This is a genomic window from Actinomadura sp. ATCC 39365 (assembly GCF_054392275.1).
Genome location: NZ_CP184335.1, coordinates 4,095,726 through 4,107,929, shown reverse-complemented (window position 1 = coordinate 4,107,929; position 12,204 = coordinate 4,095,726). Strand labels below are relative to the sequence as shown.

11 protein-coding genes and 1 pseudogene are annotated in these 12,204 nt (G+C 69.6%); 9 read left to right on the top strand and 3 right to left on the bottom strand.

The genetic code is table 11. The features are described from left to right. Nucleotides 1-23: 23 nt before the first annotated feature. Both ACNF49_RS20385 and ACNF49_RS20380 read right to left on the bottom strand, forming a co-directional pair. Nucleotides 24-377, bottom strand: a complete 354-nt coding sequence (locus tag ACNF49_RS20385; protein ID WP_482945551.1) for a M50 family metallopeptidase — start codon at nucleotides 375-377, stop codon at nucleotides 24-26. Between the two features lie 121 nt (nucleotides 378-498). Continuing rightward, nucleotides 499-723 (bottom strand): annotated as a pseudogene (locus ACNF49_RS20380) (M50 family metallopeptidase); the annotation flags it as partial. A gap of 40 nt (nucleotides 724-763) precedes the next feature. Between ACNF49_RS20380 and ACNF49_RS20375 the strand changes: the two are divergent. The 8 genes from ACNF49_RS20375 (at nucleotide 764) to ACNF49_RS20340 (ending at nucleotide 9,701) form a co-directional block, all read left to right on the top strand. Continuing rightward, the gene (locus tag ACNF49_RS20375) at nucleotides 764-1,651 is read left to right on the top strand and encodes an amidohydrolase family protein (RefSeq protein WP_482944689.1); all 888 of its coding nucleotides are present in this window, start codon (nucleotides 764-766) and stop codon (nucleotides 1,649-1,651) included. Nucleotides 1,652-1,655: 4 nt separating this feature from the next. Further along, nucleotides 1,656-2,126: a nuclear transport factor 2 family protein gene (locus ACNF49_RS20370; RefSeq protein ID WP_357964605.1), complete on the top strand. Its 471-nt coding sequence runs from the start codon at nucleotides 1,656-1,658 to the stop codon at nucleotides 2,124-2,126. Between the two features lie 28 nt (nucleotides 2,127-2,154). Then, complete coding sequence (locus tag ACNF49_RS20365; protein WP_357964607.1) at nucleotides 2,155-3,273, top strand: magnesium and cobalt transport protein CorA; 1,119 nt, start codon at nucleotides 2,155-2,157, stop codon at nucleotides 3,271-3,273. A gap of 133 nt (nucleotides 3,274-3,406) precedes the next feature. Further along, nucleotides 3,407-4,012: a TetR/AcrR family transcriptional regulator gene (locus ACNF49_RS20360; RefSeq protein ID WP_482944688.1), complete on the top strand. Its 606-nt coding sequence runs from the start codon at nucleotides 3,407-3,409 to the stop codon at nucleotides 4,010-4,012. A gap of 11 nt (nucleotides 4,013-4,023) precedes the next feature. Continuing rightward, entirely contained in the window at nucleotides 4,024-6,249 is a 2,226-nt protein-coding gene (locus ACNF49_RS20355; RefSeq protein WP_482944687.1) for a glycoside hydrolase family 3 C-terminal domain-containing protein, read from the top strand. Nucleotides 6,250-6,859: 610 nt separating this feature from the next. After that, complete coding sequence (locus ACNF49_RS20350; protein ID WP_482944686.1) at nucleotides 6,860-7,096, top strand: hypothetical protein; 237 nt, start codon at nucleotides 6,860-6,862, stop codon at nucleotides 7,094-7,096. Beyond that, the gene (locus tag ACNF49_RS20345; protein ID WP_482944685.1) at nucleotides 7,093-9,159 is read left to right on the top strand and encodes a hypothetical protein; all 2,067 of its coding nucleotides are present in this window, start codon (nucleotides 7,093-7,095) and stop codon (nucleotides 9,157-9,159) included. Before ACNF49_RS20350 ends, ACNF49_RS20345 begins: the two co-directional genes overlap by 4 nt. After that, nucleotides 9,156-9,701 carry a hypothetical protein gene (locus tag ACNF49_RS20340; RefSeq protein WP_482944684.1) on the top strand — a complete coding sequence of 182 codons (546 nt, stop codon included), beginning with the start codon at nucleotides 9,156-9,158 and terminating at the stop codon, nucleotides 9,699-9,701. Before ACNF49_RS20345 ends, ACNF49_RS20340 begins: the two co-directional genes overlap by 4 nt. 67 nt (nucleotides 9,702-9,768) lie before the next feature. On the opposite strand, the gene ACNF49_RS20335 is transcribed toward ACNF49_RS20340, so the two are convergent. Beyond that, a complete protein-coding gene (locus tag ACNF49_RS20335) occupies nucleotides 9,769-10,521 on the bottom strand; it encodes an IclR family transcriptional regulator (protein WP_357964616.1) in 753 nt (250 codons plus the stop codon). A 188-nt stretch (nucleotides 10,522-10,709) separates the two neighbouring features. On the opposite strand from ACNF49_RS20335, the gene ACNF49_RS20330 reads away from it, so the two are divergent. After that, complete coding sequence (locus tag ACNF49_RS20330) at nucleotides 10,710-11,531, top strand: fumarylacetoacetate hydrolase family protein (RefSeq protein ID WP_482944683.1); 822 nt, start codon at nucleotides 10,710-10,712, stop codon at nucleotides 11,529-11,531. Nucleotides 11,532-12,204 lie beyond the last annotated feature (673 nt).

Here is a 12,204-nt window from a genome sequence, read left to right as displayed (position 1 = left end):
AGTTTAATGTGAAATTTCGGCTTTCAGGGGGTCAACGGGTTCATCAGGTACGCGCCGAACACCACCGACACGGCGGCCACGACCAGGAAGAAGAAGACGTAGAAGCCGCCGGGCAGGAACGTCAGCCGGGCGAGCTGGTCGGCGTCGGAGTCTCTGGCCTGCCGCCTGCGCCGCTTGCGCTGCAGCTCGACGATCGGCCGGACGCCGCCGAACAGCAGGAACCACGTCGCGACCAGGGCCACGGTCTGCTGGACCTCGGCGGGGGCGTACATGGACAGGGCGAACACCGCGCCGCCGGTGACCAGCAGGATCAGCGCGCCGTAGAGGTTGCGGATCAGCAGCAGCATGCACACCAGGAAGAGCAGCACGCTCCAGATCAGCAGCGTGATGCGACCCTGCTCGGTCAGCCAGGCGGCGGCCAGCCCCAGCAGCGAGGGGGGCCAGGTAACCGGCGAGCGCGGTCAGCACCATGCCGGGGCCGTTGGGGCGGCCCCTGGTCAGCGTGACGCCGGAGGTGTCGGAGTGGAGCCGGATGCCTTCGAGCTTGCGGCGGGTGAGCAGCGCCATGACCGCGTGACCGCCCTCGTGGGCGATCGTGATCAGGCCCCTGGACACCTGCCAGGGTGTGCGGAACGCGACGACCGCGAGCGCGGCCAGCGCCGAGACCAGCACGACCCAGGGGTCGGGGTCAGGCTGAACCTTGATCAGGTGGGCCCAGAGCATGTCCATCGAGGAGAAACACTAGCCGGGTAAAGTCCCGGTTGTGGCCGCAGAACTACATTCTGACGCGGACGTTCCGGCGTGGTGGCGCGAGCTCGGGCTGCCGGGTCTGATCGACCTGCATGTGCACTTCCTGCCCGAACGAATGGAACGCCGGGTCTGGCATCACTTCAACCACGGCGGCCCGCTGATGGGCGCCGGCTGGAAGATCGAGTACGAACGGCCGGTCGAGGAGCGGCTGACCAGGCTGCGCGAGATGGGCGTACGGCGTTTCCCCGCCCTGGCGTACGCGCACCGGCCGGACATGGCGCGCGACCTCAACGCCTGGACGCTCGACTTCGCCCGCCGCAACCCCGACTGCCTGCCGTCGGCGACGTTCTACCCCGAGCCCGGCGTCGCCGACTACGTGCGCGCGGCGCTGGCGGACGGCGTCCAGATCTTCAAGGTGCACCTCCAGGTCGGCGGCTTCGACCCGGCCGCGCCCGAGCTGACCGAGGTCTGGGGGCTGCTGGCGGAGTCGGGCGTGCCCGTGGTCGTGCACGCCAGCTCGGTGCCCGTGCCCGGCGGGCACGTGGGGCCGGGGCCGATCGGCGCGGTGCTGGCCGCCCATCCACGGCTGCGGGCGGTCATCGCGCATCTGGGCATGCCGGAGTACGAGCCGTTCTTCGAGCTGGCCGTCCGCCATGAGCGGGTGGCCCTGGACACCACCATGGCCTTCACCGACTTCTCCGAGCGCGGCATGCCGTTTCCCACCCGATTGCGCCCTGTTCTGCGTGATCTCGGGCTTTCGGGGAAGGTGGTGCTCGGCAGCGATTTCCCGACGATCCCGCACCCCTACGCGCACCAGCTCGACGCACTCGCCCGCCTGGACCTCGGCGAGCAGTGGCTGCGGGCGGTGTGCTGGGACAACGGTGCGGCCATGATTCGATAGCAAGGTGAACGATCGGCACGTGGCGCTCATCAGCGCCTTCTACGACGCTCTGGGCCGCGCGGACTTCGCGGCCATGGAGCGCTGCTACCACCCCGAGATCAGTTTCGGCGACCCCATCTTCCAGGAGGTCGAGGGCCGCGACCGGGTGATGGCGATGTGGCGGTTGCAGCTCGGCGTGCGCGACGGGCTGAGATGCACCTACCGCGACGTCCAGGCCGACGAGTTCAGCGGCTCGGCCCACTGGACGGCCGGCTACACCTTCTCCTCCACCGGCCGCACGGTCGTCAACGAGATCGACGCGCTGTTCAGGTTCGAGGACGACCTCATCGTCCGCCACCACGACGAGTTCGACTTCAGGCGCTGGTCCAGAATGGCTCTCGGCAGGCCGCAGGGGCTGCTGTTCGGCTGGACGCCGATGTGGCGCAAGACCATCAGGGACCGGGCGACCCAGGAGCTCGACAGCCTGTCGCAGTAGTTCTCACACAACCGGGATCGGAGGGTGCATGGCCAGGGTGAAGGGGTTCAGGCGCAGCGGTGACAACCGCGAGGAGGCGCCGGAGCACTCGATGGACCCGCGCGCCAGCGAGGAGCACCCCTACCGGCCCACCGTCATCGACAATGCCGTCTACCAGAACGGCGAGCGGGTCGACAACCCCGGCTCGCTCGCCGACGCCTTCGAACGCCTCAAGCAGATGCCGGACAGCATGGCCTGGATCGGCCTCTACCGTCCGAAGGAGTGGGAGCTGGTCAAGCTCGCCGAGGAGTTCGAGCTGCACGAGCTGGCGCTGGAGGACGCGATCGTCGGCTCCCAGCGGGCCAAGGCCGACCGCTACGGCGACACGCTGTTCGTGGTGCTGCGCGCCGCCCGCTACCTCGACGACGTGGAGGAGGTGGCCTTCGGCGAGCTGCACGTCTTCGTCGGCCCCAACTTCGTGATCACCGTGCGCCACGCCGAGGCCCCCGACCTGCAGGGGGTGCGCAAGCGGATGGAGTCCGACCCCGACCTGCTGCGCCAGGGCCCGCAGGCCGTCCTGTACGCGATCCTCGACGCCGTGGTCGACGGCTACGCGCCGGTGGTGGCCGGGCTGCAGAAGGACATCGAGGAGATCGAGGTCGAGGTCTTCAGCGGCGACCCCTCGGTGTCGCGGCGCGTCTACGAGCTGTCCGGCGAGGTGATCGAGTTCCAGCGGGCAACCGCGCCGCTGGTGGGCATGATCCACGGCTTCATCGCCGGCGCCGCCAAGTACGGCGTCAACGACGAGCTGCAGAGCTACCTGCGCGACGTCGCCGACCACGCGATCACGGTGACCGAGCGCATCTCGGCCTTCCGCCAGATGTTGCAGAACATCCTGGTGGTCAACTCGACGCTGGTGACCCAGGCCCAGAACGCGGAGATGGCCCGCATGACCGAGGCCAGCATCCAGCAGGGCGAGGAGGTCAAGAAGATCTCCGCGTGGGCGGCCATCCTGTTCGCCCCGACGCTGGTCGGCACCATCTACGGGATGAACTTCGACTTCATGCCCGAGACCCACTGGGTGTTCGGCTACCCGTTCGCGATCCTGCTGATGGCGGCGGTGTGCATGGTGCTCTACATGGTCTTCAAACGCCGCGACTGGCTCTAGAGGGCGGCGGGCGTACGCCGCGAAACTAACCACGTGGTAGGTTCTTGGGCGGGCCGGTGGAGGGCCGATCTCGCCGTACCGTGGCACGCATGCGCAGCCCGCGTGCCCCCAGACCCCCAGAAAGGGCCGGTCGGTGACCGAACCGATGCCACGCCGAGGCAGCAAGGGCGAGCGCACGCGCGCCCGCATCCTCGACTCCGCCACGGAGCTGTTCTCCCGCTCGGGCTTCCACGCGGTGTCGCTGCGCGACATCGCCGCGCACGCGGGCCTGACCCACGCCGGGCTGCTGCACCACTTCCCCGGCAAGGAGAGCCTGCTCATCCAGGTGCTCAGCCGCCGCGACGAGGTCGACGGCGAGCTGATGCACGGCCCCACCGACGGCCTGTCACCCGAGGAACTGCTCGACCGCGCGATCGCCCAGGTCGCCAGGAACATGAGCACGCCCGGCCTGGTCGGGCTGTACGTGAAGATCTCCGGCGAGGCCGCCGATCCCGGCCATCCCGCCCACGACTACTTCGTCAAGCGCTACCGCCGGCTGCGCCGGCAGGCCGCGTGGTTGCTCGGCGCCCTGTTCGAACGCGCCACGCCGCCGCTCGACCACGACCCCGACGCCGTCGCCCAGCAGCTCATCGCGCTCATCGACGGCCTGCAGACGCAATGGCTGCTCGACCCGGACCAGGTGGACATGCATGCCGCCGTCATCACCTTCCTCAAGCAACTAGGACTGCATCCCAGATAACGAGGTTTTCCATGGCTCTTCCCCCCGACCTCACCACGGCAGAGAAGGCGTCGCTCACGTCCGGGAGCGACACCTGGCACACCACGGCGGTCCGCGACGCGGTGCCCGCGCTGACGCTGTCCGACGGGCCGCACGGCATCCGCCGCCAGCGCGTGGACGGCGGCGACGCGCTCGGGCTGACCCGCAGCGAGCCCGCCACGTGCTTCCCGCCCGCCGTGGCCCTCGGCTCCTCGTGGGACCCAGCCCTGGCTCGCCGGGTGGGCGCGGCGCTGGCCAAGGAGGCCGCCGCGCTGGGGGTGGACGTCGTGCTGGGCCCGGGGGTGAACATCAAGCGGTCGCCGCTGTGCGGTCGCAACTTCGAGTACTTCTCGGAGGATCCGTACCTGACCGGGGTGATGGGGGCGGCGCTGGTCACCGGCGTCCAGTCGCGCGGCGTAGGGGCCTGCGTCAAGCACTTCGCGGTCAACAACCAGGAGACCGACCGCATGCGCATCAGCGCGGACGTCGACGAGCGCACGCTGCGCGAGATCTACCTGCCCGCCTTCGAGCACATCGTCCGCGAGGCCCGCCCGTACGCGATCATGTGCTCCTACAACCGCGTCAACGGCGTGTACGCCTCCCAGCACCGCCGGCTGCTGACCGGCCTGCTGCGCGAGGAGTGGGGCTTCGACGGCCTGGTGATGTCGGACTGGGGCGCGGTCAACGACCGGGTGGCGGCCCTCGAAGCGGGCCTGGACCTGGAGATGCCGCCCACCGGCACCGACGGCCTGATCGAGGACGCGGTGCGCTCGGGCCGCCTGCCCGAGTCCGTGCTCGACCTGGCGGCGGGCCGCGTCGCCAGGCTCGCCGAACGCGTCGCCGGCCGCGAGCGGCACGACGGCTGGGACGTCGACGAGCACCACGAGCTGGCCCGCGAGGCCGCCCGCGCCTCCGCCGTGCTGCTGAAGAACGACGGCGTGCTGCCGCTCGCCCCCGGCCTGCGCGTGGCCGTGCTGGGCGAGCTCGCCCGCACCCCGCGCTACCAGGGGCACGGCAGCTCGCACGTGGTGCCCACCCGTCTGGACAGCGCGCTCGACGCCCTCGGCCGGGCCGTCGAGGGGCTGACGTTCGCCGCCGGCTACCGGCTCGACGGCGAGGCCGACGCCGATCTGGAGCGGGAGGCGGTGGAGAGCGCGGCGGCGGCCGAAGTGGCGGTGGTGTTCCTCGGCCTGCCCGAGTCCGCCGAGTCCGAGGGCTTCGACCGCACCTCGATCGACCTGCCCGGCGTCCAGGTGGAGCTGCTGCGGCGGGTGGCCGAGGTGTGCCCGCGGGTGGTCGTCGTGCTGTCCAACGGCGGGGTCGTGTCGGTGGCCGGGTGGCGGCACCTCGCCTCGGCCGTCCTGGAGGGCTGGCTGCTCGGCCAGGCGGGCGGCGCGGCGCTGGCCGACCTGCTGCTCGGCACGCACAGCCCGTCCGGACGGCTCACCGAGACGATCCCGCTGCGCCTCGCCGACGTACCGTCCCACCTGCACTTCCCCGGCTCCGACGGCCACGTCGTGTACGGCGAGGGCCGCTACGTCGGCTACCGGCACCACGACACGCTGGGCACCGAGGTCGCCTACCCCTTCGGCCACGGGCTGACCTACACCCGGTTCGAGTACTCCGATCTGGACGTGCGCGAGACCGGCCCCCACGCCTGGGACGTCGCCTTCACCGTCACCAACACCGGCGACCGCCACGGCCAGGAGGTGGCCCAGCTCTACGTCGCCTTCGAGGCCGAACAGCCCTCGCGGCCCCGCCACGGGCTGCGTGCCTTCGCCAAGGTCGACCTGGCCCCCGGGGCGAGCGAGCGCGTCCGGCTCACCCTCGGGCCGCGCGACCTGGCGCGGTGGTCGGTGACGTGCGGCGGCTGGCGGATCGACCCCGGCCCGTTCACCGTCGAGGTGGGCGCGTCGTCGCGGGACATCCGCCTGCGCGCGGAGCTGAGCACGCCCGGTGACGGATATGTGGGGGAGCTGAGCGAGATGTCCACGCTGGGCGAGTGGCTGGCGCACCCGGTGGGCGGCCGGGTGCTGAAGGAACGGCTCCGGCAGGCCCCGGGGCTGCCCGACCTCGACCGGACGGATTCGCCGTTGGTGGGGCTGGCGCTCGGCATCCCGTTGATCAAGTTCCGGACATTCGGGATCGGGCTGACGGCCGACGTGGTCGCCGACCTCGTCGCGGCCGCCCAGAGCGCGCTTCCGGGGGATGACCGTTAGGTCGTACGTCCTCTTGGGCGAACACCCATGAGCGGCCGTTCACCCAAGCGGACGCGCTCCTCCATCTCTCCCAGCTCCACCAGCGGCACTGCGCGCTGCCCATACCCGCGGGCTTCGTGGGAATGGGCGGGCGCCGGGCCCCTCACTCTCGAACAACGCCTTTCTCACCAACCTCCCACCCGCCCCCTCACCCAACAGCCCACCCGCCACCCACCCCAGCCCGCCCCCGACACCCCACCCGCACCCAGCCTGCGCCACCCGGCCTCAACACCCCACCCGCACTCAGCCCAGCCTGCGCCACCGGGCCCGACACCTCACCCGCACTCAGTCCAGCCTGTGGCACGCGGGCCCGACACCCGCCCCGCACTCAGCCTCTCCTCCAGCGCGCGCACCCCCTCACCTGACACCCACCCCAACGCTGCCCGCCCCTCCCATCCAGCAAATACAACGAAATAACGCATTTACTATCACAAGTCCCTCACCTAATTCATCAGCCCAGAGCCGAATTACGCGAGGGCTTCTTTTTCATTTCACCGGCGCCGACGCGGCGGGCTAATATGCCATCGACCACCCCTCCCCCTCCCTCCCCAAAGCGCAACGAAATCGGGTGATGATGGCGACGCAGCACGAAATAACCGCCGCCCGGCGTCACATCGAACGACTGCGCGACGAACACGCCAACGACCTGACCGCACTGATCCGCCTGGTGGACGGCGGCGCGCTCAAGGGCCCCGCCGGCGACAACCTCGCCGCCGACCTGCGCACCTGGGACCACGGCTTCAAGGACTTCTTCACCCGGGCACTGAGGCTGCTCGACACGCTGCACCCGTCCGAGCCCGCCTCATGACCCCTCCCGTGGGCATCGACCCCGCCCTGATGACCCAGCTCATCAACGGCATGAAACGAGCAAGCAGCACACTTCCCGAAATCGGCCTCCAAGTCGAACGAACCCTCACCACCCTCGGCGTATCCCTGTGGGGGCCGGCCCAGCTGTCGACCATCGGCCGCCGGCTGAACGACCAGATCCCCACACTCCAGGGCCGTCTCGACCTCATCCTCGCCACCCCCGACCGGCGCCCCGGCGAGAGCGGCGTCCTCTGGGCCGACGAATCCCCATGGCTGTCGAAATCTCCCTCCGAAGGCGCGGCCGCGGCCACCGCACTGGCCGCGCGACTCCGTACACAAATCGCATCCCATTCACTCGACGCCGAATCCGTCGCCGAACTCGAACGCCACAAGAACGACCCGTTCTTCGCCGTGGCCTTTCTCACCCTGATATCGCCGCGTGAACTCAAGTCGCTCATCGCCCGCGCATACTCCTGCGACCTCCCGCCCGGCGACCGTCCTCTCCTCTACGACACGGCCACCCAGGACAGGTTCCTCACCATGCTCAGCACCCTGCTCGGCACCGCCTCCCACGGCGTCGGCCGGATGCGCCTGGCCGCCGACTACGCCGACCGCCTGATCGAGGACATCGACCACCCCCAGAACGCGTTCGCCGTGAAGAGACTCCTCCAGGACGGCGACTTCGACCACACCTTCCTGCTCACCCTGGTCCGCAAGCTGCACGACCAGGACCTGGCCCATCCCCCCGACCTGTCCCTCCCCCGAGACCCCTGGACGCTCCCCGGCCCGAGAGACGTCTCCCCCGGCGATCTCAGCCCCATGGGCACCGCCCTCATCGCCCTGGCCCACCACCCCGCCGTGGCCCAGGACTTCTTCACCGACCCTGCCCGCAAACCGCTCGCCTACCTGATGCGCACCCACCCCTGGCTCGGCGACGCCGACGCCGACCTCGGCTGGGCCATCCAGGCCGCCACCACGGAGTACCGCGACCACGACCTGCCACCGGGCGGATCACGCGGCTACAAGTCCGCCTTGATCGCCTCATGGGCGGTCCGCTTCTGGAGCGACCCCAATGTCCAGACCAACCTCCCCTCCACCCGCCCCCACCTCGCCACCATCCTCAGCCAGTACATCGGCGACGTACACCGCGACGCCCAGTCGTTCGTCGACAAGAGGCCCGGAGTGGAGACAGACGCCAATGCGGACAAGAACCTCGTCGGCGGCTATCCCTACGGCGCCAAGTTCAACGCCAAGGACATGAAGCAGGCCATGAGCTGGGCGTTCGAGGACGACGACGCCTTCCGGAAGGTGGCCGCCGCGCACGGCCTGTACGCCGCCCGGATGCTGGACGAACTGGCAGCCAAGATCGAAGCGGAGGTCGAGGCCGATGTCGCGGCCTGGCGCCAGTCACACCCCGGCGCCACGCGGCAGCAACTGGACGCCGCACGGCAGGACATTCTCGAAGAGCGCATGAGCCGGAGTGGAGGCGCGGAGTTCGCCCGAGCGGCGCGCGGCCTCAGCGTGACGACCTGGATGATCACCGATGCGGCCAACATCTCCGGCATCGAGGATGCGAAGGCCGAAGACGCCCGCTTCTCCGCGTTCAAGGAGATGACGGAGGCGGTCGTCGGGCTCGCCCCCGGCCCTCCCGGCAAGTTCATCGGACTACTGGTCGACACGGCCAAGGGAGAGGTCTTCGGCAAGATCAAGCCGAACCGGGAGGAACAGGCCCGCATGAACGCCGACGATGCGCTGGGGGCCGCCAAGCACATGTTCTCGGACCTTACGGCCGCCACCATGATGCGCCACGGCTTGTTCGGGGACGGTTCAGTACCGGCCAGGACGCATCCGTACCGTCACAAGGACTTCTCGCCGGGAGCTGACGGGCACTTCCTGGTCAATGGGGAGATCAAACCTTGGGACGAGATGAACGCGGACCAACGAGAGTCGTACGACGAGTGGCTGCATCTCAACGAGACCGGCCGCGTATTCGACCGCCCGGACGCGGCCATCGTGCTCGGTTTCAAGGAGTCCGAGGCCAACTATCAGGAGCGAAACTCATGAGAATCTGGTCCTCGGTGACCTTCCTCAGCGTTCTCGTGGTGTCAGCATGTTCGGCCTCTCCTGCTCTGCCGCCGGACAACCGGCCATTGGGGAACGTGACCGCGGCTCCCCAGGAATGCGAAATGATCTCGGCGGACGCCATCAAGATCGCCACAGGCTTCAGGAACTACCGTGCCGTCGGGACGAAGATGGACCAGGGCCGTTTCGCGTCATGTTCCGTGGCCACGGATCTGACTTCAGAAGGCAAGCTGGGTCTCGTGATCGAAGTGTTCGATCCCTCGCCGGATGATGCGGAAGATCTGGAGAACACAAGACGATCCACCAATGGAACCGATCTCCCTAATGGTCTTGGGCCGGGGTTCGCTGCTCGGCGGAGGAATGGTCAGGATCAGAGCATTGCGTTTGTCTACGGGTGGACCTCTGACTACAAGCGGCTGCTTACCGTGAACATCATCGAGGGGGCGCCGGGGAGGGATTCGGTGGGGGATGCGGTGGAGTTTTTTCGGCAGCTCAAGCCGCTGCTGCTCACGTCGTCTCGATAGTCAGGTGCCTCGTGGTGGTTGGTGCACGTGGGAGGTGGGCGGGCGGTTGCCCGGGGCTCCGGGCGGGTCAGGTGGGGAAGTTGGTGAGGTGGGGTTCGGCCTCGGTTATGGATTGGCGGAGGTCGGTGAGGAGGGCCGGGAGGCGGTCGGGGGTGTAGCGGGCCGAGGGGATCGAGATGGACAGGGCTCCTACGGGGGTGCCGCAGCCGTTGCGTAGCGCCGCTCCGACCGCCGAGACGCCCTGTTCCGTGTCGTCGAGGTTGAGGGCGTAGCCGCGGGGGCGGATCTCGTCGAGTTCGCGGAGCAGGGACGCGCGTTCCCGGTCGGGCAGGTCCTGGTAGAGGTCGGCGAGCTGGTCGCGGGGCAGCGAGGACAGCAGGACCTTGCCGCCGGAGGCGCGGTGGGCGGGCAGGATCGTGCCGCGACGGTCGCCGACGTACAGGATCTGCGGGAACTCGATGCTGTCCAGGAAGCGTACTTCGGTGCCCATCCTGACCATGAGGTTCACGGTCTCCCGGACGCGGGCGCACAGCGACTCCATGGCGGGCCGGACGTGGGCGCGCAGCTCGCGCAGGGACGAGCCGCCGCCGTCGCCCGCCGCCGGGCCCAGGAAGGGCCCCGGCAGGTATGTGTGGTGCTCGTCCTGGACGGCAAAGTCGCGATAGACCAGCATCGCCAGCAGGCGGTGCGCGGTCGAGCGGGCGATGCCGAGCTCCTTGGCGACGTCGGTGACCTTGAGACGTCCTTGGTCACGCAGCATGTGGAGCAGCAGGAGCACGTTGTCGACCGAGCCCAGGGGGTACGCGGGCTTGTTCTTCACAGCAGAACGCTAGTGCAGTACGCGGAATTACTCCCTAGCGTTGGGCAGCATGAATTTCGCGGAGAGGTTGTACGCGGACCTCGCCGCCGTGCATCTGTCCCGTTCTGGGAGCAGGTCGGCGACTTGATGCCTGTACGTCTTGAGTTCAGAGCGTTTGAGGGCCTGCACCGGTATCGAGAGGAGCTCGAGTGAAGCTCGCGACGCTGCGACTGCCGCGCCGTACGGCCGCCGTCCGGATCGACGGGGAGCACGCCGTTGAGGTCGGGGCGCCCGACGTCGGGATGTTGCTGGCCCACCCGCGCTGGCGGGAGGTGGCCGCCGCGGCCGACGGCGCGCGGCATCCGCTGTCCACGGCCGACCTGGCGCCCGTGGTGCCGGTGCCCGGGAAGATCATCTGTGTCGGGCTCAACTACCGCGACCACATCCTGGAGATGGGACGGGAGCTGCCGCGGTATCCGACGGTGTTCGCGAAGTTCGCCGAGGCGCTGATCGGGCCGTACGACGACATCGAGCTGCCCGCTGTGTCGGATTCCATGGACTGGGAGGGTGAGCTGGCCGTGATCGTCGGGGCGGAGGTGCGCGATGCCTCGCGTGAGGAGGCCGAGGCGGCCATCGCCGGGTACTCGGTGCTCAACGACGTGACGGCCAGGGACTACCAGAACCGTACGGCGCAGTGGCTGCAGGGCAAGACGTTCGAGGGGACGACGCCGTTCGGGCCGTTCCTCGTCACGCCGGACGAGATCGGCGGGGCGATGACCCTGGAGTGTGTGGTGGACGGGGAGGTCGTGCAGCAGGCGGACACGGCCGGCCTGGTGTTCCCGCCGGGCGAGCTCATCGCGTACCTGTCGCAGATTCTCACGTTGCGGCCGGGCGACGTCATCGCGACCGGCACGCCAGGGGGCGTGGGGCATGCCCGGAGGCCGCCCCGGTATCTGGCGGACGGGAGCAAGGTCGTCACCCGGATCGCGGGGGTCGGCGAACTGGTGAACACGGCTCGCCGCCTCACCTGACCCGGCCTCGCTGGACGCCCGGGGCGACGTACTTCCCGGACCGCCCCGGGCCTGGCCTGGTCTCGCTGGGCGCCGCGACGACCTACTTCGTTGATTGCCTTTGGGTAGCCCATCTCGATCGTCTATTGGCGCTGCCCGGGGTGCGCGGGGGGCGTGGCGGCCGTCGTGGGTGGCTGCCGAACTGCACGATGGTTCGGCGAGGGCCCAAGAGATGCGGTGTATGGGCGGTCCCTACGGACGAGTGCGCTGGTGGTCCCGATGGACGGGGAGGTGGCGGGCAAGGTGCGGTGGCGGTCCCGGCGGACAGGCTGGACCGGCGGTCATGGTCCTGGCAGGACACAGTGCAAGGGCGGGCTCAGCGGACGGGTGCGGCGACGGTCCTGGCGAACGGCAGCTGGTGGCGGGCAGGGCACGGTGGCGGTCCCGGCGGGCAGGCTCGGGCGGCGGTCATGCTCCCGGCAGGACACGGTACAGGAGCGGTCCCAGCGGACGAGTGCAGTTACGGTCCCGGCGAACGGGGAGGTGGTGGTGACGGTCTCGGCAGACGTGGTGGGGGCAGGGGGCGATGGCGTCCCGGTGGACGGGTGGGGTGGCGGCGCCGGTGGACGAAGTGCGGTCGGCCGTGATCTCTGGGGCCGGTCCGTGGTCGGTGTCTGGGGGCAGGGCGGCTTGG